At 53.1% G+C, this 26,079-nt stretch carries 26 protein-coding genes; 14 read left to right on the top strand and 12 right to left on the bottom strand.

All coding sequences use genetic code 11. The features are described 5' to 3' along the window. Positions 1-45: 45 nt before the first annotated feature. Positions 46-603, bottom strand: coding sequence for a carboxymuconolactone decarboxylase family protein (locus tag V8L70_RS15700; protein WP_336270100.1), 558 nt, complete (start codon positions 601-603; stop codon positions 46-48). A gap of 243 nt (positions 604-846) precedes the next feature. Here V8L70_RS15700 and V8L70_RS15695 point away from each other — a divergent pair, with 243 nt between their 5' ends. The 6 genes from V8L70_RS15695 to V8L70_RS15670 all read left to right on the top strand — a co-directional run bounded on the left by V8L70_RS15695 (position 847) and on the right by V8L70_RS15670 (position 5,898). Beyond that, positions 847-1,623, top strand: a complete 777-nt coding sequence (locus V8L70_RS15695; RefSeq protein WP_336270099.1) for a YiiX/YebB-like N1pC/P60 family cysteine hydrolase — start codon at positions 847-849, stop codon at positions 1,621-1,623. 300 nt (positions 1,624-1,923) lie between these two features. Further along, positions 1,924-2,304 carry a hypothetical protein gene (locus V8L70_RS15690; protein WP_336270098.1) on the top strand — a complete coding sequence of 127 codons (381 nt, stop codon included), beginning with the start codon at positions 1,924-1,926 and terminating at the stop codon, positions 2,302-2,304. 474 nt (positions 2,305-2,778) lie between these two features. After that, the gene (locus V8L70_RS15685) at positions 2,779-3,462 is read left to right on the top strand and encodes a c-type cytochrome (RefSeq protein WP_336270097.1); all 684 of its coding nucleotides are present in this window, start codon (positions 2,779-2,781) and stop codon (positions 3,460-3,462) included. A gap of 148 nt (positions 3,463-3,610) precedes the next feature. Next, positions 3,611-3,949, top strand: a complete 339-nt coding sequence (locus tag V8L70_RS15680; RefSeq protein ID WP_336270095.1) for a hypothetical protein — start codon at positions 3,611-3,613, stop codon at positions 3,947-3,949. A gap of 87 nt (positions 3,950-4,036) precedes the next feature. Further along, entirely contained in the window at positions 4,037-4,828 is a 792-nt protein-coding gene (gene lgt, locus V8L70_RS15675) for a prolipoprotein diacylglyceryl transferase (protein ID WP_336270093.1), read from the top strand. After that, entirely contained in the window at positions 4,828-5,898 is a 1,071-nt protein-coding gene (locus tag V8L70_RS15670) for a L,D-transpeptidase family protein (RefSeq protein WP_336270132.1), read from the top strand. The genes lgt and V8L70_RS15670 overlap by 1 nt, the downstream gene beginning before the upstream one ends. Positions 5,899-5,993: 95 nt before the next feature. Here V8L70_RS15670 and V8L70_RS15665 read toward each other — a convergent pair whose 3' ends face one another. Continuing rightward, a complete protein-coding gene (locus V8L70_RS15665) occupies positions 5,994-6,458 on the bottom strand; it encodes a DoxX family protein (RefSeq protein ID WP_336270092.1) in 465 nt (154 codons plus the stop codon). A 411-nt stretch (positions 6,459-6,869) separates the two neighbouring features. On the opposite strand from V8L70_RS15665, the gene V8L70_RS15660 reads away from it, so the two are divergent. Both V8L70_RS15660 and V8L70_RS15655 read left to right on the top strand, forming a co-directional pair. Next, positions 6,870-7,991, top strand: coding sequence for a methyl-accepting chemotaxis protein (locus V8L70_RS15660; protein WP_336270091.1), 1,122 nt, complete (start codon positions 6,870-6,872; stop codon positions 7,989-7,991). Beyond that, entirely contained in the window at positions 7,978-9,732 is a 1,755-nt protein-coding gene (locus tag V8L70_RS15655; RefSeq protein ID WP_336270090.1) for a putative bifunctional diguanylate cyclase/phosphodiesterase, read from the top strand. The genes V8L70_RS15660 and V8L70_RS15655 overlap by 14 nt, the downstream gene beginning before the upstream one ends. Before the next feature lie 44 nt (positions 9,733-9,776). Here V8L70_RS15655 and merA read toward each other — a convergent pair whose 3' ends face one another. Together merA and merF are read right to left on the bottom strand one after the other, a co-directional pair. Next, the gene (gene merA / locus V8L70_RS15650; protein ID WP_336270088.1) at positions 9,777-11,180 is read right to left on the bottom strand and encodes a mercury(II) reductase; all 1,404 of its coding nucleotides are present in this window, start codon (positions 11,178-11,180) and stop codon (positions 9,777-9,779) included. After that, entirely contained in the window at positions 11,173-11,430 is a 258-nt protein-coding gene (gene merF, locus V8L70_RS15645; protein WP_336270087.1) for a mercury resistance system transport protein MerF, read from the bottom strand. Before merF ends, merA begins: the two co-directional genes overlap by 8 nt. A gap of 92 nt (positions 11,431-11,522) precedes the next feature. Between merF and merR the strand changes: the two genes are divergently transcribed. Further along, on the top strand, positions 11,523-11,957 hold the full coding sequence (merR, locus tag V8L70_RS15640) for a mercury resistance transcriptional regulator MerR (protein ID WP_336270086.1): 435 nt from the start codon (positions 11,523-11,525) through the stop codon (positions 11,955-11,957). A 117-nt stretch (positions 11,958-12,074) separates the two neighbouring features. Here merR and V8L70_RS15635 read toward each other — a convergent pair whose 3' ends face one another. Continuing rightward, complete coding sequence (locus tag V8L70_RS15635; protein ID WP_336270084.1) at positions 12,075-12,995, bottom strand: helix-turn-helix domain-containing protein; 921 nt, start codon at positions 12,993-12,995, stop codon at positions 12,075-12,077. A 104-nt stretch (positions 12,996-13,099) separates the two neighbouring features. Between V8L70_RS15635 and V8L70_RS15630 the strand changes: the two genes are divergently transcribed. After that, positions 13,100-13,942, top strand: a complete 843-nt coding sequence (locus tag V8L70_RS15630; RefSeq protein ID WP_336270083.1) for a cysteine hydrolase family protein — start codon at positions 13,100-13,102, stop codon at positions 13,940-13,942. Positions 13,943-14,155: 213 nt separating this feature from the next. Here the strand turns inward: V8L70_RS15630 and V8L70_RS15625 are convergent, their stop codons facing one another. Continuing rightward, positions 14,156-14,599, bottom strand: a complete 444-nt coding sequence (locus tag V8L70_RS15625) for a DUF6789 family protein (RefSeq protein ID WP_336270082.1) — start codon at positions 14,597-14,599, stop codon at positions 14,156-14,158. 354 nt (positions 14,600-14,953) lie between these two features. Here V8L70_RS15625 and V8L70_RS15620 point away from each other — a divergent pair, with 354 nt between their 5' ends. Beyond that, complete coding sequence (locus V8L70_RS15620) at positions 14,954-15,649, top strand: haloacid dehalogenase type II (RefSeq protein WP_336270081.1); 696 nt, start codon at positions 14,954-14,956, stop codon at positions 15,647-15,649. 229 nt (positions 15,650-15,878) lie between these two features. On the opposite strand, the gene V8L70_RS15615 is transcribed toward V8L70_RS15620, so the two are convergent. From V8L70_RS15615 to V8L70_RS15590, 6 genes are all read right to left on the bottom strand, one after another. Then, entirely contained in the window at positions 15,879-16,400 is a 522-nt protein-coding gene (locus V8L70_RS15615; protein ID WP_336270079.1) for a peroxiredoxin-like family protein, read from the bottom strand. Between the two features lie 131 nt (positions 16,401-16,531). Beyond that, a complete protein-coding gene (locus V8L70_RS15610; RefSeq protein ID WP_336270077.1) occupies positions 16,532-17,974 on the bottom strand; it encodes a dihydrolipoyl dehydrogenase in 1,443 nt (480 codons plus the stop codon). A gap of 168 nt (positions 17,975-18,142) precedes the next feature. Next, on the bottom strand, positions 18,143-18,655 hold the full coding sequence (locus V8L70_RS15605) for a DUF302 domain-containing protein (protein ID WP_336270076.1): 513 nt from the start codon (positions 18,653-18,655) through the stop codon (positions 18,143-18,145). A gap of 27 nt (positions 18,656-18,682) precedes the next feature. Next, complete coding sequence (locus tag V8L70_RS15600) at positions 18,683-19,240, bottom strand: hypothetical protein (protein WP_336270074.1); 558 nt, start codon at positions 19,238-19,240, stop codon at positions 18,683-18,685. A 77-nt stretch (positions 19,241-19,317) separates the two neighbouring features. Further along, complete coding sequence (locus tag V8L70_RS15595) at positions 19,318-19,554, bottom strand: hypothetical protein (protein ID WP_336270072.1); 237 nt, start codon at positions 19,552-19,554, stop codon at positions 19,318-19,320. A gap of 57 nt (positions 19,555-19,611) precedes the next feature. Further along, on the bottom strand, positions 19,612-21,915 hold the full coding sequence (locus V8L70_RS15590; RefSeq protein ID WP_336270071.1) for a PqqD family peptide modification chaperone: 2,304 nt from the start codon (positions 21,913-21,915) through the stop codon (positions 19,612-19,614). A 191-nt stretch (positions 21,916-22,106) separates the two neighbouring features. Here V8L70_RS15590 and V8L70_RS15585 point away from each other — a divergent pair, with 191 nt between their 5' ends. From V8L70_RS15585 to V8L70_RS15575, 3 genes are all read left to right on the top strand, one after another. Continuing rightward, positions 22,107-23,063, top strand: a complete 957-nt coding sequence (locus tag V8L70_RS15585) for a sulfurtransferase (protein WP_336270069.1) — start codon at positions 22,107-22,109, stop codon at positions 23,061-23,063. Positions 23,064-23,571: 508 nt separating this feature from the next. Further along, a complete protein-coding gene (gene ltrA, locus V8L70_RS15580; RefSeq protein ID WP_336270068.1) occupies positions 23,572-24,960 on the top strand; it encodes a group II intron reverse transcriptase/maturase in 1,389 nt (462 codons plus the stop codon). Positions 24,961-25,118: 158 nt separating this feature from the next. Beyond that, positions 25,119-25,706, top strand: a complete 588-nt coding sequence (locus V8L70_RS15575) for a TetR/AcrR family transcriptional regulator (RefSeq protein WP_336270067.1) — start codon at positions 25,119-25,121, stop codon at positions 25,704-25,706. Positions 25,707-26,079 lie beyond the last annotated feature (373 nt).

The raw sequence follows: 26,079 nt of genomic DNA, 5'->3' as shown, positions 1-26,079 counted from the left end.
AAGTAGTGTGTGGCCGCCAGCCAGGCGGCCACAGGTAAACATGCGTTATGACGCAGGAGCTTCCCAAGCTAATGGCTTAAGCTCTTCATTAAGCGGTGTACCCGCAACATGGTTTGTGTAGTTGGAAAGTGTTTTCAGTGCGCAGGCGATTACCAGCTCAAGCACCTGTTGCTGAGTAAAGCCAGCCTCAAGAAAAGCGTCTAGTTCGGTTTGCTCAGCCCAACCGCGCTGTGCGTTCAAATGTCGGGCAAAGCGCGTCACAGCGGCAAGCTTGGCATCGTTAGGAGTGTTGCGTGCGCGTAAATCTTTGATGATTTCATCATCGGCACCGGCTTTCTTAATTCCTCCGGTATGAGCTGCCACGCAGAATTCGCAGTGGTTATCAGCGCTAATGGCGAGCAAGGCCGCTTGCTGTTCCACAGGGCTTAGGCTGGTTTTGGCATAAATACCGTCAAGCGTTAGATAGGCCTCGAGCAGCGTCGGTGCTTCCGCCATTTTGGCAAAGAGATTAGGCAGAAAACCCATCTTTTTTTCAGCGGCTTGAAGGTTCGCTTGAGCCTCTTTAGGTGCGCTCTCAGCGGTATGTAATGGAAAATCAGTCATTTCAAACTCCCTCTGATCAAAAAATGATCGTTGTGCTGTGTCGTCAATCTGCCTAAATGATTATGGAACAATTGGTTCATAATTGACAATGGGAATGCTCAAAATAGCCGAAATGAGTGATTTGGTGTCTGCTCAAGGCAAAGAGGTGGTGTTGCCGAGCATTCTGTTTCAATTATCGCACTGTAAAGATAGTGCTATGTAAAGCACCAACCAGTACCAGCACTGGGTATGACGGTGGGTGATATGAAAAGCGTGCTACAGAGAATTGGCTATATGATGAGTTGTTGGTTGTCGTGCCCTCGACATGAACAGATGAGCGCGGGGCCGACTGAGAACCACATCGCCACGCTTTTGAAGCCCGGTGATGTTTTGTTGGTAGAAGGCTCGTCGCGTTTCAGTGTTGTGATTAAATATTTAACGCAGTCGTCCTGGTCTCATGCAGCGTTATACGTGGGGGGCGAACATGCCCGCCGTTTGGGTGCTCAAGGAGGGGAATGTTTTATCGAAGCCGATGTGGCAGAGGGAGTTCGCTTGATTGGACTGAGTGAATTTAACGGCTGTCATTTACGTATATGTCGGCCTGTTGGTCTACGGGGGAGTGAGGTGGAGGCGTTAATTCAGTTTGCCGGTAGCCGTCTTGGGTACCGATATGATTTACACAATATCATTGATTTAGCTCGCTATTTTTTTCCTTTGCCTCCCGTGCCGCAGCACTGGCGGAAGCACTTTTTGACGCTAGGAAGCGGTGATCCCACGCGAGCAATATGCTCGACACTTATCGCCCAGGCCTTTCAATCGATTTATTACCCTATATTGCCTATCGAGAACGATACGCTAGCCACTAGCGCTGATGCGTTAGGAACAAGTGATCTTCTTCTGACCCAACGCCACTATTCGTTATTTACCCCGCGTGACTTTGATTTGTCGCCTTACTTTGAAATCGTGAAACCGAGATTGATGAATGGGTTCGATGCTCGTCAGCTGCACTGGCGGAAACCAAGTGATTCACCCTCAAAGTGAAAAATATCCCAGTAGGCCCTCTATCTCTTAACGTAGTGCCTAGCTTCAAAGAAGATCAGATAGTCCGTGGCCGTAGTGTATTTAATGCGGTTGGCGATAATTTTGCCTCGCTGATGTCGTGAACGTTTAAAAGGCACTTCTAAATTGTCCATTTTATAATGAGGCCTATTTTTTATCAAAAAGTGTAATGATTTTGTGTCTCGAGGCACAGACTAGTGTGAGATAAAAAGCTGCTTAGGAATAACGTCACCGTGACGTTTTATCATTAAAGCGGATGAAATTTAAAATGAGGAGATAGTCATGTTATTTAATAATCTAACCAAAAAAGTATGCCTTATTGGTCTTTGCATGGGCATGGCTACGAGCCCGCTAGTATTTGCCAATAACGCAACTATGTTAAACCAGGCTAGCTTTAACACTGGCGGCCCCACCCATGGTGGCACACGCGAAGGTAATCAGCAGTACCGTACTGAGGCGGAAGATAGTCAAATCGTTGAGAGCCAAGGTACTCACTACCGCATTACCCTCAAGGCTGGCAACCCTGCACTGGGCGGCACAAGGGAAAGCATGCATCGTGATCGCGTTAGAGTTGGTGGGGATAAGATCATGTCTCAGAAGGTTGCACAGCCAGAGTATAACAACGTTAATGTTGGTATCCTGTCACATGGCACACGTGGTTAATCCTCCGGCCAATAATCAGTTCTCTGCAGCAGCCCTGATAGCATACAAGGTCAATGCGGGTCAGCGCTTTCCAGATGGCACAGATCGACATTGCAATATGTAAACAGAGACCAAGCGGCTTTTAGTTTTTCTAAAAGTCGCTTATTTCGTACCGATCACTTTTTTCTAAAAAACTTTAAATAGTTACTTTTAGTAAAAAGTGGCTTTCTTGTGTCACAACATCCCTCTATTCGTTATTTTCCCCGCCTTGCTTAGTGATCGTGAAACCGATATTGATAGATGTATTCGATGTCTATCAGCTGCGCTGGAGGAACTCGAGTAATTCTCCCTCAACGTGATCAAAGCTTGTAAGGAAGCTATGCGTCCGCTCACTAACTAGGTGTTGTGTATAAAACAACCAAGCAGGTGAGGGGGGGTTGAGACCGGAAAAGTCGCGACTCTGCATAATAAGGCTGATTTCGAGAGGTGGGCACCATGTCGCTAACTAAACAAAAACGCAGTGATTTGCTGGATAAACTTCGTCGCCAAATTCGTTACAGCGCACCCGTCTTGGTGCTGGTGGCAGGTGGCGTCGCGCTGGGCGTTTCGGCCAATGAGCAAAATGTATTCGCCAACGATCAATCGGCTACGAGTGGACTAATACTGGCAAGTAATCACTCAGAGGCAGAGGCGCAACCTGCAGGCGAGGCTAGCGCTGAAGCAGAAGCAGAAGCAGAAGCAGAAGGAGAAGGAGCATCAGAGGGTGATGTACAGCCTAATGAACGCACGCAATTAGTGTCCCGGCCCGAAGGTTACGTACCCGGTTACGATGAAAACGGCGACAACCCCAAAACACTCATTGAGCGCGGTGAAGCCCTGTACAATGACACCTCGCTCAGTACGAACGGACTCTCATGCGCTAGTTGCCACGGTAGCGATGGCCAACAAGGCTATCAGGCAACGTTCAATCAGCCATACCCTCATCCGGTAGCCATGGGCACCAATATGTTTGGTATGGACACCGTACATGCAGACGAAATGGTTCAACTGTGTATGGTAGCGCCCATGGCGGCGGACCCACTTCCTTGGGACTCGGATGAGTTAGCGGCCTTGGCTGCTTATGTGGTTAACGCACAGCAACGCTTTGCAGGAGGGGTAGACGGCCACTGCAATAGATAGGGCCTGAGAAAAAAACCAGGGCGACCTTCAGCGTACTGCCGAAAGTCGCCTTTTGGACTGACTGTTCTTTTTGTGATAAAAAGCGTTTGCTCATAAGGTTGAAGTACATTGGCAGAAGGACATCGAAGGTTGGCTGACATGGCGAAAAATGCGTAACGGACTTACTAATCAACTGGCTGCCATGATAATGGTGGTCATCGTCATGCTGTCAGGCGCCAGTGTGAGCAGCATCGCTAAAGGAAGCTGCTTAGTCGATACGCCTGTGTCAGTGTCTAGTGTTGCTGACGCTCATTGCCTATCTCTCTCTGCGTTAGAGCAAGCCGCCGAGCATACCGACGCCTCTTGTTCCCCCTTTGCACCTGCGAGTGCCTGCGCGATGTCAGGCCCTGTTCTAACGCCTTCCCCACAAGGGTTGATGAAGGTGCCTTACCCGCAATCCCTTCCTGAGCAATTAGAAAAACCTCCCCGCTTTTTCTTGTCTTTCTAGCACCTTAAACGCTCTTTCATACCGCTTAGCGTTCATGGGGATATCCCGTGAAACCAAGGTATGCCTGTTAGAAAAACGGAGAAAGCAATGGACTATCCGGCGATTGACCCCGTAGCCGTGGCACTTGGGCCACTGGTGATTCATTGGTATGGATTAATGTATGTGGTGGGCTTCTTGTCTGCGTGGGGGCTAGGGCGCTGGCGTGCAGACTACCTAGGCCTCAGTAAAGATGACATCAGTGACCTGATGTTTTATAGCGCTGTCGGCGTGATTGTTGGCGGTCGGTTGGGCTACGCACTTTTCTATGGCATGGAGCAGTGGTTGATCAATCCATTGTGGGTCTTGCAGGTCTGGGACGGAGGCATGAGCTTCCACGGTGGTTTGCTAGGCGTTGTCGCTGCAACGCTCTTCTTCGCACGTAAAAAACGCATCGCTTTTATGGATATCGCGGATTTTATTGCTCCTCTAGCCCCTATTGGTTTAGGCGCGGGTCGGTTGGGTAACTTTATTAATCAAGAGCTTCCTGGCCGTATCACCGATGTGCCTTGGGCCTTGATCTTCACACAGGTAGGGCCTGAGCCACGTCATCCTTCAGCGCTATATGAGATGTTCCTGGAAGGGGGCGTGCTGTTTGTGGTGCTTTTTTGGCTGTCACGCCGTCCACGCCAAAGAGGCTTATTATCGGGGGCTTTCCTATTCGGCTATGGCGTATTCCGCTTCGCGGTGGAGTTCGTGCGCATGCCCGATGCCCATATTGGGTTCATCGCCTTTGATTGGGTCACCATGGGTCATTTGCTGACACTGCCCATGTTATTAGGTGGCGCTGCCTTGATCCTGTGGTCACGTTCCCAGCCTGTTACTAGCGTTAAAGGAGCCTAATAATGAATTTAATGAACCCCACCAGTACACGCCGTATGTTTTTAAAAAAGAGCGTTCTCGCTGTCTGCAGTATGGCCGCTGTTAGCTCGTCAGTATGGCCTTTATTGGTTTATGGCGATGAGCAGGAGGTGCCTGACAACAACCATTACTCTATCCCTGAAAAGAGCAATATGATCGGTCAAGATTACCAGGTGATAGCTAGCCAAGAAGATACGCTTATTGATATTGCTCGTGTGCACAAGGTGGGCTACGAAGAGATTCTGTCTGCGAACCCTGAGGTCAGTGTGTGGGTGCCAGGTAAGGGAACGGCCGTTACCATTCCACGGCGCCATATTTTGCCTAACGAAGCGCGTAAGGGGATTGTGATTAACGTCGCTGAGCTGAGGCTATATTACTACCCGGAGATCAAGCCCGGTGAAACGCCACGGGTGGAAACCTACCCCATTGGGATTGGCCGTGAAGGCTTCAACACACCGCTGGGTATTACCAAAACAACGATTCGTTTAGAGAATCCAGCATGGTACCCGCCACGCTCTATGCGCCAGGAAGCCGCTGAGCGGGGAGACCCTGCACCGGCGGTGGTGCCTCCCGGCCCTGACAATCCGTTAGGTGAGCATGCGATTTTATTGGATATTCCTGGCTACTTAATTCATGGCACCAATCAGTCCGATGGTATTGGCATGCGCGCTAGCCGGGGCTGCATACGCATGTATCCAGAGGATATTGCCTCCATATTTGATAACGTGCCCAGTGGTACGCAGGTCAATATTATCGACCAGCCCGTTAAAGTGGGCGTTAGTGGAGAGGGCGATGCCTATGTGCAGGTCTTTAAAACGGTTGATAGCGATAAGGTAGGCGTTGATTCATTGAAAGCGATGCTGCGTTTGGAGTTGTCGGCGTCTGAAGGCAGTTTGGCTGAGCTGAATGATAACCGTCTACAGGTGCTATTCGACCAGCCTGATGATCAAATAGTCGCGTTATCTGCACTTACTCAAGCACCGAAGGAGGGTGAATCGGAAGCAGCGAGCATGAATATTTATCAAATGATAACGCAGATGCCTTCAACTTAAAGCGGTTGCTAATTGCTTGATACCTCTTAGCGGCTAAGGCTGAGTATAACGCCTTCATGACCCTGCCTTGTCATGAAGGCGTATCATATAAACGCTTAATTTGGGTGCGGGTCGCGTGAACACATTTTGCGAGCCTCCCATGCTTTAGGTTTCTTAACTCTAGAAGCGTCAATCGAAAAAGAGTCTTCCCGCTGAAACGCGATTAATAGCAGACTACCCGCAAAGATAATCAGCGAAGGGTAGAACAGCAAGTTGGTGCCCTCCAGGTACCAGCCCAGAGGGTCAATGATTGAGGGAAAAACGGCAACAAGAGAGGCTCCGTTAATCGCCACCTGTAGGGGAAGTACCCAGCGGCGCATCAGCCCCACCAGAACCAATAAACCGATCACGATCTGTACCACGCCGAAAAGGTACAGAAGCGCCTCTGCGGACATGAACGACAGGTAGTATTTTTCGCTGATTGCCGCGCTACCTTCTGTGTTGAGGAGCTTGTTGGCGCCCCAGAATAACATCAGACCCGATAGTGAGATGCGCAGGAATAGCAGCGTTAATGCCTTCATTCGAATGATCCTTAGTTGTTGGTTACGTTGTTGGCGATGCGCGTTTATGAGCGCCCAGTTCACTGGCAATATGCGTTAACCCCCTGTCATCAGGGAGGGCGGCACCTCCCGAGGTAAAGCTTCCCCAGTCGCTGCTGAGCAACACACACATCCAGCGTGGGTGTGCATAAAAATGATCTGAGTTGATGACGAGCTTTTGTGGTAGCTGAAACGATTGCCTTACAGTGCAGTCACGATTTTTTGTATTGATGCCTTATCGAGCCGTTGTGACGCTTTTATTTCCTTGCCGTTGATGCTGGTAACATGCGTTGAAGTTAAAAATAAATACAAAAAATGGTAACCGTCGTAGACTATTGGGAACGATCATTCCAAATCTCGGTTTAGCGCTTAAAGGCACGGCAAGGGGAAATTATGTCATCAGCAGACGCACATCATTCTGGCTATCGCGAAGCCCTAAGCGATAGCCATCCACCGCTATGGCCACGGGCCTTGAAAACGGCACTGATCATTGGGCCTCTGCTGACCGTGATCAATCAATTTGAGGCGCTGTGGGCGTTAAGCGGTTTCAGTTTCTGGCAATTTGCCTTAACCATGTTAGTGCCGTTCTGCGTGTCATGGCTGGGTGCCACTGGCGCCAAGCAGCACTTTGGCCGCACCAGCCAAAGGTACGTTGAACGTTTTGATAACATAGCCGTACTTGCTGACAAAATTGGCCATAACGCCTATGCGGTGAATCAGGCCTCTCAAAAGCGCCATGCATTTATCGAACAGGTACTCTCTCACAGCCGCCAGGCGGGAAAAGACGCCGAGCACCTGCAAGTGACAGCCGAACAGAGCTGTAAAACACTACGCCAGGCTAATCATGACGCCGCCGATGTTAACTCACGCATTCAGCATGTTGCCGATGGCATGTCGGCAGGCCGTGCGCTCACTCAGCAAACGGCTGACGCGGTGGCTACGTTCAGCCAGCAGTTTGAGGATATTCAAGGCATGGCGGCCAGTATTCAGCACATAGCCACCCAAACTAACTTGCTTGCTGTTAATGCGCGCGTGGAAGCCGCCAGAGCGGGGGAAGCCGGACGTGGTTTTGCCGTTGTGGCGATGGAAGTCAATAAGCTTGCAGACAGCGCGGCCAAGGCGGCTAATGATATCCATCAGCGGCTGGATGCGCTTTCCGGCACCACCATCGACGTTAAACAAAAGATGCAGGCGCTGCAGGCGCAAATCGAAGCGCTCGAAGCCGAAAGCCAGGCCGGCCAGCGCGGCGTAGCGACGGTGGCGACGGGGATTGACCATGCCACCGGCGCCGCTGATGAGGCCGCCGGTCATGCGATGCGACAGGTGGAGGCAACCCGAGGTGTCATACGTGACCTGGAGCAGGTACTGGAAGACACGCAAAAAGCGATTGAGCGTTCAGCCAGCAACCACCAGCTTGCCCTGGAACTCAGTCGCGTCGCCCATCCTGTTGTGCCCGCGCTGCCGGAATTAGCCCCTTCGCTTCCCGCATCGGGAGCCCAAAATGGCGTTGCGTAACTGGTTCAATCTCTCTCGGCACATGGCCTACTGCTCCCAGGCGCTGCAGGACGCCAACCGTCGGCTACGCCAGGAAATCGCCGAGCGCCGCGAAGCCCAGGCGCTTGTGGCAAGCCTTGCCCGGTTTCCCGAAGAGAATCGTCAACCGGTGCTGCGCATCGACCATCGAGGAGAGTTGCTTTACGCCAATAGTGCGGCCCGTCCGCTGCTCGATCACTGGCATTGCGATGCGCCAAACGATGACACCCCCCGGCAATTGCGAGTTCCCTCGGACTGGCAAGCGCGTGTCGATAGCGCGCTAAAAAGCGGAGAGCTCGTTGAAGAAGAGTGCTACCTGGAACAGCGCTGGCTGTTACTGACGCTCAACCCGCTGGTTGACGCCAACTACGTCAATCTTTACGGCACTGACATTACTGACCGCAAAGCCTATGAGCAGGCGTTAGAGCAGCGTAATCAGTTCGACGAACTGACCGGTTTAATCAATCGGCACGTGCTGTACGACCGTGTGGATCAAGTTTATCGCAGTGCAGACCACAAACGCGGGTTCGCCCTGATTGTGCTGGATCTGGAAAACTTTCGCCTGGTAAACAGCTTGCTGGGCCATCAGGGCGGTGATCAGGTGCTCATCGCCCTGGCAGAACGTTTACGCCAGCAGGTGAATGAGGCAGCCACACCGGCTCGTTTGGATGGTGATACCTTTGCAGTGCTCTTGCCGCATGTGGGTTCGCTTTCACATTTGGCAGCAGATGTTGAGCGATGGCTTAGTCACCTAGCGGAGCCCCTTGATGTTGGTGGTGAGCGTATTGAATGCCAAATAGTGGTGGGCATCTCCTTAGGCCCGCAAGACGGAGAAGATGCGCGAGAGTTGTTACGTCATGCCCATTTGGCTGCCCATCAAGCGCGACAGAGTCTTCAGCGCTACCGCTTTTTTGTTCATGAGCTGAACACGCACTTGCACCAACGCCATCAACGCTTGAGCGCCTTAAAAGACGCCATCCAAAACGACGTCCTATTGATGCATTACCAACTCCAGTTCGATGCGCACGGTGTAGCCGTCGGCGCCGAGGCACTTATCCGCTGGCCGCAACCTGATGGCAGCATGGTATCGCCAGGCGAGTTTATTCCTCTGGCGGAGGAAAGCGGTTTGATTGTGCCCATTGGTCGGTTAGCGCTAACCCACGCCTGTGCTCAAGCGGCCAAGTGGCGGCAAAGCGGTTATCCTCTGCGCGTAGCGGTCAATCTGGGGGCCGAGCATATTCATGATCCCGAGCTGCCTGAGCTGATAGAGACGCTTTTGGCGCGCTATAAGCTGCCCGCCCATGACCTGGAAATAGAAGTGACCGAAAGCAGCCTGATGGAAAATATCAGTCAAGGCCGTCAGCAGTTACAACGGCTACGCGAGATCGGCATTGATATTGCGTTGGATGACTTTGGCACAGGCCATACATCGTTGGCCTACCTACGCGATTTACCCGCCCAGCGGCTTAAGCTCGATAGAGAATTTATCACTGACTTGCCCGATAAACCCTATAACCAGGCAATCTGTCGTGCCGTTGTCACGCTGGGTCATGCCATGGGAATGACCGTGTTGGCTGAAGGCGTTGAGCGGGAAGAAGAACATGCGCTGCTTAAAGCGCTTGGGGTAAACGAGTTTCAAGGATTTCTGCTAGCAAGGCCTATGCCAAGTTCTCAAGTAGGCGAGTGCCTCAAGGGGTTATCATCAGCGCCGTCAGTTGAATAAATAAGTTACTTTTGTGGTCGCGTTATGCTCAGCAGGTGTTTTGTTTATCCCGCACAGCAAGAAAGCTGCTTTACATTCTGGTTGAACGTTTGCGCGCAGAGTTTGAGGCCTTCCACCATCGTCAGGTAGGGAAACAGTTCATTGCCGATGTCCTCTACCGTCATATCTGCTCTTAGCGCCATCACCGCCGTCTGGATTAGTTCTCCGGCTTCCGCGGCTACCGCCTGCACGCCCAGCAAGCGCCCGGAATCGCGCTCGGCGACCATCTTGATAAAGCCATGGGTGTCGAAGTTGACCAGCGCGCGAGGCACGTTCTCAAGTTCCAGCATACGGGTATCAACGCTGAAGCCTTGCTCAAGTGCCTCGGTTTCCGTCAGACCAGCGGTGGCCACCTGTGGGTCGGTAAACATCACCCCCGGCATAGCACTGAGATCCAGAGTGGCCTCGCCTCCCGTCATGTTAACGGCAGCCCGACTGCCCCCGGCAGCGGCGACATAGACAAACTGCGGCTGATCGGTGCAGTCACCGGCGGCATAGATACCGGGAATGGTGGTTTGCAGATGCTCATCCACCTGAATCGCACCATGCGAGGTTTCCACGCCGATGCCCGCCAGGTTTAGGTCGTCGGTATTGGGTGTCCTGCCGGTCGCCACCAGTAGTTGATCCCCCCGCAAGGTGCCGGCATTGGTGTCGACGACGAACTCATTGTCGCTATAGTCCACGCGGCGGGCCCGGGTCTGCCTGAGAACTTTAATGCCCTCACGCTCGAACGCTGCCTCTATGGCGTCACCAATGGCGGGGTCTTCACTGGACAACAATCGGCTGCGGGCCAATACAGTGACCTCGCTGCCCAGCCTAGCGAAGGCCTGAGCTAACTCCAGGGCAACGAAACCGGCACCGATCACAATCAACCGTTCGGGTACTGTATCCAGTACCAACGCACTGGTGGAGGTCAGATACGGCGTATCGGCCAGCCCCGGTATCGGCGGCTCTGAAGGGCGGGCGCCGGTGCCAATAAAGGCGCGGTCGAAGTGAACAGTCTGCCCACCGCCGTCGTTCAGTCTGACTGTCAGATTATGGGCATCGACAAACCGGGCTTCACCTTTCAGGATCGTGATGGCTGAGTGGTCTCGCAGTATGCTTTCGTACTTGTTATTACGAAGTTCTTCGACACGTGCATGCTGCTGCTGAACCAGTTTCATCCGGTTCACCACGGGGGGCTGAGCGCTTACCCCCTCGTCAAAGGGGCTCTCCTTGCGCAGGTGCGCAATATGCGCGGCGCGGATCATGATCTTCGAGGGTACGCAGCCGATATTGACGCAGGTGCCGCCGATGGTGCCACGCTCGACCAAGATAATGCGGGCGCCACGCTCCGCGGCTTTCAAAGCGGCCGCCATGGCCGCGCCGCCGGTGCCGATGACGGCAATATGCAGGTTGTTATCACTCATCAGGACAACTCCTTGAATCTGTAGAGGCATTCTTACGGTAGGCGTCGAATTGTTTTTTGCGCCATAGGGCATAGACGGTCAAGCCGATGAATACGGCCAGGGCTGGAAGCAACACGTAGTCGAGATACCCCGTCAGGGCTGCTAGGCCCACAGCGCCCAGCAGGATCACCAGGATTGGGGTGAAGCAGCACAAAGCCACCAGGACGGTTCCAATTACGCTCGCGCGCAGCAGGGTCGTTGGGTTTTTCAACAGACGTTCTCCTTTTAAGCGAGTGGAGGTCGGGCATTCGGCTCCGTATTGAGATAAGGTTACTTCCGTAGTCGGCTACGGAGTCAAGGCAGATGTTGAATGACGCAAATTCACTGACCATTGGTGGTCTGGCCAGGGCAGCCAAGGTTCATATCGAGACAATCCGCTATTACCAGCGGCGAGGGCTAATACCGGAACCCCAGCGCCCGCCGGGTGGTATCCGGCGCTATGGTGATGCCGATATCGACCGATTGACGTTCGTGAAAACGGCGCAGCAGTTGGGCTTCAGTCTCGACGAGATCAGCGACCTGCTCCGGCTCGAAGACGGCGCCCACTGCCAGGAAGCCAGTGCTTTGGCCGAGCACAAGTTGCGGGACGTGCGAGAGAAGATCGAAAGGCTGGAGAAAATCGAGAAGGCGCTTGGGAAAATGGTCGACCGGTGCCACGCCCAACAAGGCAATATCACCTGCCCGCTCATTGAGTCCTTGCACGAAGGGATCAGTGGATCAGAAGAACAAGCACGTTAGTTTCCATCAATATCATCGGCGATGCGTGTCATGGCATTTCATGCACTGACGTGAGTTCACCCCTAATGCTTATACTCACATGGGGAAGGCGCTAAAGTGCTGCTCAAACGAGAAGGTCTAGAGCGATTGATCATGACGCTCAGGAGGACGAAGCTTTTTGCGATAGGTTTCTGGATCATCACCAAATTTTGTTTTAAAAGCAGCGCTGAATTGACTACGGCTCAGATAGCCGCAGCGCTCGGCAATACGTTGTGTTGGTAATGAGGTGGTGTTTAAAAGACGTGCAGCGTAACGAAGACGTAGTTCGATTGAAAATCGATGTGGTGGCATCCCAAAAGCCCGTTTAAAACGCTCAATAAAGACAGTGCGGCTCATATGGCAACGCTCAGCGAGTTGATCAATATTCAATCGTTGCCCCCTATATTGTGTCATTGCCTCAATAGCATTATGTAGTTCCGGCGCTTCCAAGGTTAATAGCCATGGATGTTGAGGTGCATTTTCTTGAATTTCACGCAGCAGCCAAATAAAACATTGTTTCATCAATGCTTCCAGCATGGCGGTGGTGCCAAGCTTTGGAGATTCTAATTCTTGAAATAATTGGTGAAAAAGATGCTGGATATGAGCATTAGAGTTTTCAAGGCGTACCGGAGCGTGCAAACGATCAAAGGGAGAACCGCCGGTCAGTGAATCGACTTCCAGCAAGCCACACAAAATGAGGACGCCTGGCAATGTGGTATCGGTATGGGTACGCATCCAAGGGGGCGACTGGCCAACGGGTATACATTGATTAACGCCAAACGGCTCCCCCGTAACCTCGTCGATGGTGAGGGCATAGTGGGGCGGGCATATAACTAAGCTACCGGCGTTCAAAGGCGTCCGCTGATGATTTTGGCCCACCATACTGCCGTTTCCACGCAATATATAATGAAGCGATACCGTTCCTAGTGGGGGAGCCTGTAGCGGCCAGTCACGGCGAATGTCGCATACGGCAAACGAGGTGACATTGATCAACATATCTTTAAGGGCGTTTTCAAGCATACCTGTCACCCATTATCCGAACGATATGGCACCTTTCTAGTACTTTTATCGTGGTGGTTGCGTCTAGGCTAATCAGGGTCTGATACTCCAAGAGGATTTACCTTATGTGCAACCATCATAGTGACAATAAGTCGCCAGCCACTCTACATAACGTAGATGAGGGGCGCCGACGTGTATTAGCGGGAGGCCTTGCTGGTATTACAGCGGCAACAATAGGTGGCTTCTCCAGCTCTGCCATGGCGCAAGGCGCAACTACAGACCCTTATGCTCCGCCAGCAGAAGGTGCCTTACCCGATACAGGTTTCCAACTGGATCTTAGTCGTGCAGCGCTAGTCGTTACCGATCCCCAAGTCGATTTTCTAAGCCCGGAGGGCGTCACTTGGCAGGTAGTGGGGGAAAGCGTACAGGAACATAATACGGTAGAAAACATTCGCCGCTTATTTGAAGCCGCTAAACAGCGAGGGATAACGGTAGCGGTGTCTCCCCACTATTATTACCCGCATGACCACCAGTGGACGTTTGGCGGCCCGTTAGAAAAAATGATGCATGGGATCGGCATGTTTGATCGTGAAAATCCGCTCGCCGCTTTACCGCGTAATACAGGTGCCGATTTTATGCCGCAATATAAACAATATATTGAAGATGGTGAGACAATTATTACGTCTCCGCATAAAATTTACGGCCCTGAACACAACGATTTGGCACTTCAACTGCGTAAACGTCGCATTGATCAAGTTATCTTGGCTGGCATGTCCGCAAATTTATGCGTCGAATCTCACTTGCGAGAACTATTAGAGCAGGGGTTTGAAGTGGTCGTGGTTCGCGACGCTACTGCGGCAGCAAAACTACCAGAAGGCGATGGTTATTTAGCCGCCTTGACGAATTTCAGGTTTATTGCCAATGCGCTTTGGAGTACAGACGAAACGGTCGCCAAACTACAAGGGTGAGAAAACTCTGGGCGGCTAACGTCATTGCCCGGCCCAATAGCTGCTCCAGACTGTTGGTTTATCCACTCTCTGGAGCATGCTCATGACACGTGATTCTGGTTGAGATAGGCCAGGACATTGATCATTCTGAACTCTAGTTAGTTAGCTGCTAAGAAAAATTAATAGAGAAGCGTGGCAGGTGCCTTGCGAGAGCACCTGGTGTCATTATGTGTGTTATGACGAGCGATCTAGTTTCTTGAACGTTGCGCCAAGTACGATGCCCCAGATCCAATGCAAGACCAGCGTCATGACCGGCGCCATCGGGCCTATATTGATGCCAAAGAGACCGGCGCCCGACATAGGCATGGGGATTAGCATCATCAATAACCATGCGCCGGTTGCAAAGATGATGCCCTTTGCAACAACAGACTTCCCAGGGATGAAGGATATTATCATGCTAAATATCCCACCCCAAAGTACGGTGCCAATAGCAAAGTGCATGATCCAGCCCATAATGGGGGTAGCGGGTAGTCCCAGCCGGGAATGCATCATCTGCTCCAACATTTGGATTGGATTCAGATCAGGCATTAACCCCATGCTGGTCTTCATCACCATGATGGCCGACAATGCGAGTGTTGCAGCGAAACCGGCGATAAAGCCATTCTTTAAATGACCCATGTTAAACTCCTTGCTCTATTTATTGATGCCATCACATTTAAACGTGAAAGCAGAAATGACAATAATGCGTATAACATTCACCGGATTAGTTGTTGAACGTAGCGAAACCTTACACGTCGTTTTTTGACGGAACAGTTGAAACATCTGCCATCAGTTGCAGACTCGGTGCTGCGAGAGAGTCGGCATGCCAAGTCGTATTTGAAGAGTTATAGGTCGATTACGGCTGATGTTTTTTGAAAATGTAGCTGTAGCTACAATCTACTACCTAAGCGCGATTATATAAATTTTCCTAGTCTCGCCGACACGTTGGCGTAACATGGGCTTCACAGTCATGATGGATATAGGTGCGCCCAAATGCCCCAGCAAACGCTAAAAGCACAGCCACGTATCATTTTCTTTGATGTTGTTGAAACCGTTTTTTCCCTGGCTCCGCTGGAAGATAAACTGACTGAGCTAAACCTGCCCCCCGGTACGGATCGACTATTTTTCGCACAGTTGCTGAGAGATGCTTTCGCTCTCTCGGCCAGCGGCGTCTTCCACCCCTTTCCAGACATTGCTAAAGGGACACTAACGGTCCTGCTGCACAGCCTTGGACGCGAGGCCGATGAAACCACGTTGAAAGATATCTTGGGCGTTTTCTCCCAGCTCCCTGCCCATAAAGATGTCAAACCCGCGCTTGAAAGGGCGAAGAACTCAGAGTGCCAAGCCGTCCTGCTCACTAATGGCTCCCGCGCTAATACAGAGAAGCTGGTACGCGACAACGGCATAGAGCATCTGGTTGACGATATTGTATCGGTGGAGGATTTCAGCATCTGGAAGCCGCAAACAGAGCTTTACCGTTTGGCTGCATTGAAACACTCATGCGCACCTGCGAATGCTCTGCTGGTAGCTGCCCATGCCTGGGATGTTCACGGCGCGATTCAAGCCGGTTTTCATGGCATTTGGATTCAACGCCAAGAGTCGTTCTACCATCCCTTAATGGGTAACCCTGATGGGCAGGTTACTAGCTTGGTCGATGCAGTGGATCTTGGAGTTCAACGGCTCCGGTGAACATCGGCACACAGCAATGGCTTATTGGCACTCGGCGCGGCACACCAAACGCTCCCAAGGGGGCAAACAGCCAGCCTAACGTGAGATATTTAAGCTCCGGCCGCTCGGCCGGAGCTGGGTTTAAGTCTGCATGGAAATAGATTAGGGAAATGATTGTTTTAACAATTAATTACTTTCGAAATCGACCTGGATGTTTTGCATCGCGATGGTAACGCTTAAATAAAAAGTTTTAGCCGATGCCGCGAGGCGGGTAATTCTTGTCCTGGATAGTCGCAATACCCATCTTGATCATTTCCAAATTGGGACGGCAGAAAGGCGCGCTAGAGATTTCCGCAAAATGTAGTCCGCCATCCGGGCGAATGAAAAACAGCCCCGGTTCGGCAAAAGGTTGATCGGTCTCTGTACTATCCAAGGGGGTAGAGATATATAGGCCTAAGTCACGCGCCTGATCGATACCAAGGCCGTACGCGACGTCAAAATTTAAGCCTACTTCATCAGCAAATTGTTTGGCTTTTTCCTCAGGGTCGGTGGAGACCGCAACGATCTGCACATTCCTATTATCGAAGTCGGCTTTCTTGTCATTGATCTGGCCGAGGTATTTTTTGCAGATAGGGCAGTGAAGACCCCGGTACATAACCAGCATCTGCCATTGACCTTGCGGTGGCTGTCCTAGCGTCACCGTCTCACCAGTAACGGTCTTTAAAGCAATAGCCGGAAAGGTTGCGTCGATTTTAGCGTGTGCTGACATCATGTAACTCCTTTTAATGTGTGGCCCCTAACAGATTGTTTGTAAAAGGGGCATTTGAGTGGACACCCCAATACGTGGAAGATTCCGGTTCACGTACAGTAGCTATAGTCGATCCGTTGCTACTCGTCGAAAGATTAAGTAGCAGGCCCGCATTCCAAGCAGGGATCGATGTCGGTGTCGGCCTTGTTCATTTTTCCGTGCGCGTCTCTAAGTGCCGTACGCACCCCTTCCTCAATGACCGGGTGGTAGAACGGCATCGCCAGCATTGTGGAGATGGTCATGCGTTGCTGCGCGGCCCAGGCCAAGAGATGGCCAATATGTTCAGCGGCGGGGCCAAACATCTCGGCGCCCACGAACAAACCGCTATCGCGCTCTGCATACACTTTTAAGATTCCCCGGTTTTTTCCTAACACCTTGCTACGCCCCTGATCTTCAAACGCGCTTTTGCCCACCACATAATTCTCGCGTTCGGCTGCCGGCATGCGGCTAACGCCGAGGCCCACGCTGGTTATCTGCGGGCTGCAGAACACCACGGAAAAGGGCGCCTTCCTTTCAGCAGGGATCACGTTTGGGTAACGGCCCGCATTGTCCCCGGCGATTCGGCCTTCATGAGCCGCTTCGTGAAGAACGGGTGCCTGTTGATTAGCGTCACCTACCAAGAAAACCGGGCTGTTTCCACACTGTAGGGTCGATGACTCGTTCAGTGGCACCCCATTGTCATCAAGAGCTAGCCCACTGTTGTGCAGCGCCAGCGAGTTAAGATTAGGCGAACGACCGGTCGCCACCAGGACATAGTCAAATAGCTCCGTCAGCGCGCCCTTGTCGCGATCAACAAAGCTAATGGACACACCGTCTTCAACCGAGGAAACATCGGCCACTTCTGAGCGAGTGTCCAGATAGAACTCCTCGTTAAAACATTGTTCGGCATAATCGCGTAATTCCTGGTCAGCGATGCCGCCAAGGGAGCCACTTCGACCAAACATGCGTACGCGAACACCCAGGCGACTCAGCGCCTGGCCCAATTCCAAGCCGACTACGCCGGTTCCAAACACTGCCACCGATTCAGGCAGATCAGGCAATTCGAACAGGCTATCATTCACCAGCAGTCGTTTGCCCAACCCCTGAAACATATCGGGAATAGTAGGACTCGACCCGGTGGCAATCACGATTCGATCTGCCTTGATTTCAATTCCTTCACCGACCGCCAGCCTGCCCGGGGCCACGAAGCGGGCACTACCTACCAGCTTATGGGCGGAGGGTATAGCGTCGATTGATGCCAGCACCGACCCGACAAATTTATTCCTTTCCTTGCGTACGCGTTCAAGGACTTTCTCGCCATTGACCACGATATTCTCTACCTGAATCCCAAACAGTTCTGCATTTGCTGCATCATGGGCACTTTCCGCCGCTGCGATCAGCAATTTGCTGGGCATGCAGCCTACCCGGGCGCACGTTGTACCGTAGTGGTTGCCTTCGATTAACACCAGATTATCGGTATGTTTGCGCGCGGCGTTATAGGCGGCGAGACCCGCTGTGCCGGCCCCTATAATCGCAACATCTACTTCTCTTGTAGCCATCTCATCGTCTCCAAATATAACCATTCGATTGGTGTTATTTACTTAACGGTAGGACGTCTGGAGAAGTTGAAACGCCAACGTCAAATTGTTTTATGCTGACTAAAATCGAGGAAGACCGCATCAACCAAGCGAGCCACACCGAGTGTTAAGGGTATATGCGCTGCTACATTAAGGTGACACGGCGCTATCGCCTATTTGTTGAAATAAGGCATCTAACGTCTGAGCGTTATCGTCTAATTTAGGCGTGCTCTGGTTGATATAAGGAGCAAATACATAGCTAGGTATTTTCCATGACAGTGTCGCGCTGTCGGCTGAATCTTCAGTAACGTAGAACCGCAGTGGCGCTTCAATCATTGCCGGTACGCTTTCACGGATGATATCTACCGCAAAGTCGTTACGAAATACCCCGACGACTCGATTACCCGGAATGGTTTCGCCGCGCTGTGCAGCGGCCTCGGTTGGACCAGCTTCTGTAACTACCACCATCCCAGCGTCAGAAACAGCCTGATGTAGATCATCAAGTAGCGTCGCGTAGTTTTTCTCTGAAGCAATGACTGTCCAACCCTCTTCTGGCCAATCAATCGGCTCATTCGCGGATGCTTGTGTGATAAACGATCCACTGCCTCCTGCCATCATCAACACTGTAAGGAAATAGCGGGATTGTTTGATAAATGGGTTCATTGCTAGCTCTCCTCGATAAAAAACGACTTAACGCATGTTTTGTTGCCAAAAGCGCAGCGTAGAGGGATGTACACCAAAATCGCTTGATAAGGCTATATTCATTGATTCGCACAACAGCCGGATAAGCGCCATGTGGTGTACGGTGTGGCTCATTAGAAACGCCAGCTCACGACCTAGGCTGGAAGGCAATATGAGGTTATTGCCCGATGGGTCGACTGAGTAGTTAACCACTATGGGTATATCGACGGGCTGGTGGGCCAGCGCTTGTAGTTCATTTCGAAGCTTGTCAACGGCTTGTGCCGCAACGCTGGGGTCTTCTTCTAGCGCTGCCTGCCGATCACGCTGTTCATAATCGATAGTATTTTTTTGGACGCTGTCTTTGAGGCCAGCCAGTAGCGTTTGATAATGCTCTAGTACATGGCGTACATGCTTACCCACTGACTGGGTTTCAAACAGCTGTTGATATAATGTGCAAGGCATTAGTAGGAGTAAATCGCTGAGCTGATTAAGTGGATAGATGTTTTCATCCACCAGCTCCTTACTCGTGGCGTATGGTTCAGCTGCGGACAACGAGTTAACAGACATAACGAAGCTCCTGATACGCTGAGCTGGCGACATCACCAGCTCAGCACAACACAGCAAATTACGCGTGCTGTAAATCGTTAACCGGCTTCGGCACCGCCTTCACCTTCACCTTCCATCTCTTCTTCCTCACCTTCGGCACCGCCTTCGGCCAGCATCATGGGCGCTTCCTGCATCGGCGTGAATCCTGTGTTGGGCTCATCTGCCTGGGCTTGGAAAGCAAGACCGCTTGCCACCAGGGCGAGGGCAGGTGCGGTATAGCCGAACTGGCGGCTTAGACGGCTCAGTAAACGACGTTTAGCTTCGTGTTGAGACATGGTGTTTCTCCTTATAGTGTCACAAGCAAATGCGCCAGATGGCGCGCCTTCCTGCCGCTATACCGCGGCATGGGAAGAGGTTAAAAGCGGTGTTTGTTTAAGCCACTGGGTAACGGTTTCGACCTGCTTAGTGTCCAGCCGGGCGCAGCGCGCCCCCTGGATCATTTGCTGCAGCGCAGTTAAGGCGTCAGGGCTTAATCCTTGTGGGTGTTCTGCTGTTTCCAAGGCTACGGGCAGCAGGGCGCCGAGCCATTCAAGCGACGACGGTGCCTCCGGGCTTACGCACGGGGCTGCATCAAGCCATAAAAGCCCAACGCAAGGGCCGCGCTCCTGAAACAAGAACCCGGCATCCTCAATCGGGACATTAAGCGGTTCCAGAGTGTTCGGTGCGGCCAGAGAGAGGCGTGCCCCGTATGTCAGGGCATGGCCTTTATGTGCCGCCACCGCCTTCAGTGTCTCCATCGCCTGGGTAGAATCTTGGTTGGGCATAACGCAGACGATATGCCCCTCCTGTCGACTCAGCAGCACGACATCGAGTATCAGATGCCCATCAATAGCGGTGTGGGACAAGCAGTGCTGGATAATGGCGGGGACGATGTCGTCGAGGTGCAGACGCGAGCGAATAACCCGGCTGTCGTTGGTCAGGCAATAGCCGTTGGCGCTTTCCAGTATGTGCAGCGACGTGTCGGCGGCTTTTTTATCAGCCTCCAGCAGAGGCGCGAGGGCGTTGGCAATGCGCTCTGCCACTGGGCCCTGGGGCGCACTGATCGAATAACGACGCTGATCAAAAAACAGCGTACTGCGCCAGGTAGCAGGGTGTTCGCGAGCGGCAAACGCCATGTCGGGCGCTGAGGTGTTGCGATCACCAGGCCCCAGCAGCCCATGCTGCCACCATAGCGAAAGTGTGGCCCACATATCGATGGTCAGGGTGCCGGCGTCGACCTGCCCGCCGCTTGCCGCCTGTAGGTGATCAATAACGGTCTCGATCGACTCGCCTTCGCTGACTAGCAGCCAGATCAGCGCAGCGCTGTCGTTAAGCTGGAAATAGCGCCCGCTTGTGTGGTGGTAAAGCGCCAATTGCTCACCGTCGATCAGCTCGCTGACGTCCTGGCCGTGGAAAGACAGGCTCAGCGGGGCGAGCTCAGCCGCCAAATGGTAATCGGCAAGGCTGGGTAGCCCGACAAAGGGCAGGTAGCGTTGGGCATCCTGGGTCGGGTAGAGCGGTACAAAGCCACCGGCACGTTCACGCTCGGCCGCCAGCGCAGCAGCATCGAAGGTCGTTGCGTCCCGGGGCGGCTGATCAAGCCCGGTCAGATCGATCATGTCCTTCACCAGCCCGGCTTTTACGGCCTCTTCGACCACGCCGCCGTGTTCGGGTTTGGCGCAGGTGCCCAGTGAGGGGCTCAGGTTGCACTCCAGAATCCAGGGCTTGAGCTGGTCGTCGACCAAGCAGTCCAGGCCGATTAACTCGTAGCAGCCCCGCGGGTCGGCGCCGTCTTCCTGGGAGCGGGCGCGCATCGCCTCGACGCCAGAGAGCGCGGTCAGCGTGGCCAGATCCTGAAGCTGGCTAAACAGCGTCTGGTCGTCGTGGCCCTGCTCGCGAAGCCAGTGGCGATAGCGGTCAAGGTCGATAAACTCCACCGGAATTTCGGCGTCTAGGTTGAGCGCGTTGATGTCGGGGTTGGTCAACTGGCTAAAGGGGTTGTCGATGTCATTCGGGCTCCACGGCGCCGAGGCCAGCTTGGCAAAGCCTTGGTCGTAGAGATACACGCGTAGCGGGTCAATGCTGGCGATCAGCATATAAAGGCGCAGCACGTACTTGTGGCCGCGGATGGTGTGTGGGTTGGCAACGTACTCCTGCACCAGCCAGTTGGGTTCCAGCGGTGCGGTGGTCGGGTCACGCAGCACCTGAACCCCTTGCCCCTTGGACGCATTGGTCGGCTTTAAAATCCAGCGCTTTTCGGGATGCGCGGCGGCGTCTTCGACAAGCGCCGGATAGTCTTGGGGCATTTCATAGGCGCGGGGGAAGAAATTCAGCCGCGCCGTATTGGAATGCGCCTCACCGTAGTGGCGCCGGGTACGTTCGCGCAGCGCACTCAAGCCCGCATGCAGGCGGCTTTTGACCGTGAGCGCGGCGTTGCCGGGAATGTGGTTCATCACACGGCTGGGAGACGTCGCCTTGAACGCTGCCCTGGGCGGCATGCCGGTGACCCACGCCGCCTGCCAGTGCTGTTCATCTCCCTCTTTCCACCCCTTAGCTTGCAGCGTCTGGCGGAAAAAAAGATCCTGCTCGGCATGGCGCTTACCGCTTAGCCAGAAGGTGGGCGCTGACGCAGACGAGCGTGGTGTGAAAGGGGGCATAACAGTGCTCCTGATGCATTGTTCTCATGTTCAGTGAGGCCATTTTCAAAATACTTACATCGTCACGTAGATTATTTTCCTGTGCTCTTGGAGAGTGCCATATAGCCAAACTCTATTGTCAGCTTCTCTTTTTATAGCGCATGATAAGGGTATTGTACCAATCGTTCCTTCCCGTTAGAGGAGTTGTTTCCATGAAACGCATCGTTATCAGTGCCGCTGGTGTCTTCAGTGTGATTACCCAAGCTCAAGCGTTGGAAATGACGCCACTGGTGGATGCACAGTGGTTGGATACCCACAAAGAGCAGTCGTCACTGGTGATTTTGGACGTTCGTTCCTCCATCGATAACGGCGGAGATGAAGATAGCTTTCGAGAAGCGCGTATTCCCGGTAGCCGCTATACCAGTTACACCGATGATGGTTGGCGCGAAAACCGTGACAGCGTGGCGGGGTTGATGCCCGAGGTCGATGATTTGGAAGTATTGATCGGTGGCCTGGGGATCAGCAACGACAGCGACGTGGTGATCGTGCCAGCAGGGACAGGGCCGACGGACTTTGGCAGCGCGGCAAGGATCTATTGGACCTTGAAAGTATTAGGTCACGATGACGTTTCGATTTTGAACGGTGGCTTTGCAGGCTGGCAGCAGCAGGGCTATGACGTTGCCACGGGCGATCCTGATGCCTTTGATTCGACAAACTTCGAAGCGTCTTTACGTGAGCAGTTAGTGGCAAGTACGGAAGACGTAGAGGCGGCGCGAGAAGAGCAGGCGCAGTTGGTAGACGCACGACCCTCTGAATATTTTTCTGGTGAGAATAAATCACCCGCTGCGCGAGTGGCAGGAACGATACCAGGCGCACGAAGCCTACCGCACCAAAGCCACTTAAATGTTCAAAACGGTGCTTACTACCTGGATGTCGATGGTCTGCAGTCACGCATTAATGACGCTGACCTGGACAGCCGTGAGCGCACCATTGCTTTTTGCAATACCGGCCATTGGGCAGCGACCGACTGGTTTGTGCTCAGCGAAGTCGCTGGGTTTGAAAATATCGCCATGTACGATGGCTCCATGGCAGCCTGGACCATCAGCGACTCCCGCCCGGTGCAGCTCGCCCGTGAAGGCATTAAACAGGTGCGTGAACTGCTTAATTAAGCCTTTTTTCCTATGCCCGCAGGATCACTGCGGGCTTTTTTATGGTGCGCCAGGCATGGCGCGCAGCGCCTTGACGGGCGCTATTCCTGTGGGTGGTGCCGCAGGATGACTTGGGGGTGGAAGTCCCCTGCACGCCCGGCAAGGGGAAGTGCTAGCCGATGGCAAGGGTGTCCACCGTGAGGTGGAATCTGAAGGAAGCCTAAGGCAAAACGCTGGTCTGACGAACAGGAAGCGGATACGAGGCGGCATGGCGGGGTGAGATGGCCATAATCATCAAAGCCCAATACTTGCACGGAACGTCATAACGTATATCCGACAGGCATAAGCGGGAAGGTCGCGCGTCTTACCCTGGGAGGTCTGGTGGTCTGCCACAGTGCTACCGGCGTCGAGAGGCGACGGGATGGATCTCCAGACGTCAGCCGAGGCCATAGTAAGTGCCGGTTCACCGCGGCACCAAGGGCCGAACATGAAGAACCGCGAGTAGGCGATAACGTCTCGAGGATCGATCATGAAGACAGACAATGACGCTAACACCGTCACTCACCCAGAGGGACATGGGCAGTACCCTGGGTCCCGGCCGGTGAGCGTTGAGACGACCCCGGCGTCGCTATCGTGGACGAAAGCGGAGCACGCCTCGCTTATGGAACGGGTCGTTGACCCGGACAACATGGAGCGAGCTTACCGACGGGTGGTCACCAACAAAGGCGCACCGGGTGCCGATGGCATGACGGTGCATCAGTTGGCTAACTACCTAAAGCAGCACTGGCCAACGCTGCGCGAGCGGCTGCTGGCCGATGCGTATCACCCGAGTCCAGTCCGAGCGGCCACGATCCCCAAGCCAAAAGGCGGCGTACGGCAGCTCGGGATACCCACGGTCACCGACCGGTTGATCCAACAAGCGCTGTCCCAGGTGCTCATGCCGATCTTCGACCCGCTCTTCTCTGAGTCAAGTTACGGCTACCGCCCCAGGCGGAGTGCCAAGCAGGCCGTCTCGGCCATGAAGGCTCACGTTACCGCTGGCCACCGTTGGGTGGTCGACCTTGACCTCGAAGCCTTCTTCGACCGAGTGAATCACGACCTGCTGATGGCCCGGGTCGCGCGGCGCGTTGACGACAAGCGCGTGCTGCGTCTGATCCGTCGTTACCTGGAGGCGGGCATGTTCCAGCAGGGTCTCCCCACGCCGAGAAGGCAGGGGACGCCCCAAGGCGGGCCACTCAGCCCGCTGCTGGCGAACATCCTGCTGGACGACATGGACAAGGAGTTGGAACACCGAGGCCACCGCTTCTGCCGCTACGCCGATGATGTGCAGGTGTATGTCAAAAGTCGGCGGGCAGGCGAACGTGTCATGGAAAGCTTGAGTGAGTATCTCGAGAACTCACTCCGGCTGACGGTCAATCGCCGGAAAAGTGCGGTGGATCGGCCATGGAAACGCGGCTATCTGGGCTACCGTCTCACTTGGCACAAGCAGCCGAAGTTGACGCTGGCCAAGACAAGTCTGGAGCGTATGATGCAGCGTGTCCGTGAGATCTTGAAACGTGGCAGGGGGCGTAACATCCAACGGGTAATCGAAGGGTTGAGGCCAGTCCTGCGAGGATGGGCCAACTATTTTAGCCTCGTTGATGTGAAACGCCCCTTGGAAGCACTGGATCAATGGATACGCCGCCGCTTACGCGGTCTGATCTGGCGGCAATGGAAGCGCCCGGCGACCCGGTGGCGGAAACTCCGAGGCCTAGGTCTGGACGCGTACCGTGCTTGGAAATCGGCGTGGAACGGTCGAGGCCCCTGTTGGAATGCCGGGGCTTCGCACATGAATCAGGCCCTGCCGAGAAAGTGGTTTTACGATCAGGGTCTGATCTCGGTATTGGAGACGGTAAGAGTGCTCAAACGTTGTTCATGAACCGCCGTATACGGAACCGTACGTACGGTGGTGTGAGAGGACGGGGGAGGTGACTCCCCCTCCTACTCGATGGGGAATAAAAAGCGCGTACAGTAAGCGGTACGGTCAATATGGTACATTAGGCAGCTAATCAGTTAGATAGGCAGTGAGGTAGACACATGAGCGTTGGAAGACCGATGCAGCATCAACCAGAGGCGGCGTTAAGCGCTGCCATGCATTCGTTTTGGCGTTCGGGATATCACCATACATCACTGCGTGATCTGTTAGAGGCCATGAACATTTCTCGCAGTAGTCTTTACCATCTCTATGGTAATAAAGAGACGCTATTTACGAAGGCGCTTGCACGCTACCGGGAACAGTTGCTGGCTCAACTGACTTCCTCACTAGCACAAGAAGAGAGTGCTTGGTGTTTTATAGAACGCCTTCTGATGCGCACTGCCGAGCAGGCAGAAAGCGAGCAAGCCGCCTTAGGCTGCTTGATTTTTAACTCCGCCACGGAGCTTGGCAGCCAAGGCTCATCTGAAGCCGAGGCCGCTGCACAAAGCGTTCAGTCTATAACTTCATTCTTTGTAACGGTTATTGAACAGGCGCAAGTCGAAGGCTCCATTCCCGCTCAGCGCGACCCTCAAAGCTCAGCATATTTCTTAACGCTTTCAATATCAGGGCTACGGATGTTACTAAAAAGTGGCGCTACACAGCAGCAGGCAACGCTCCAGGTGTCTCATATTTTGCGCGGTTTAATTTGATTTTTATTAAGTAAGTTTCTGTTTTATCGATTTTTATACCAAAAATGTTGTTGTGCAGTGACAGTTAAATGCTGTTATGTGCCATTAAATAAATCATCTGATAATGTCATTTTCAGCTGTGTCTTTATGGCTTTACATAATTTGCCCAGCCCTGCATCATTTCTCGCCGTTTTTCGAAGAGATCACCTCGTCTATAAGCAGCTTCGACTTTGTTTTCGATAGTGGGAGCAAGCGTCATTTCTGCTACATCTCTAGCCCGGATTTCTCATAGCACCTCAGCAAGTACCGCACCCAGGCCGCCATGCTATTAAAAACCTATTGGTACATCTTAAATTGCCTACTTTTTAACCACTTTCCGTCGTTCAGATACACT

The organism is Vreelandella arctica (assembly GCF_037070215.1).
GTDB classification, from domain to species: Bacteria; Pseudomonadota; Gammaproteobacteria; order Pseudomonadales; family Halomonadaceae; genus Vreelandella; species Vreelandella arctica.
The sequence above is the reverse complement of the archived record's forward strand: the minus strand, read 5'-3'. Positions and strand labels throughout refer to the sequence as shown.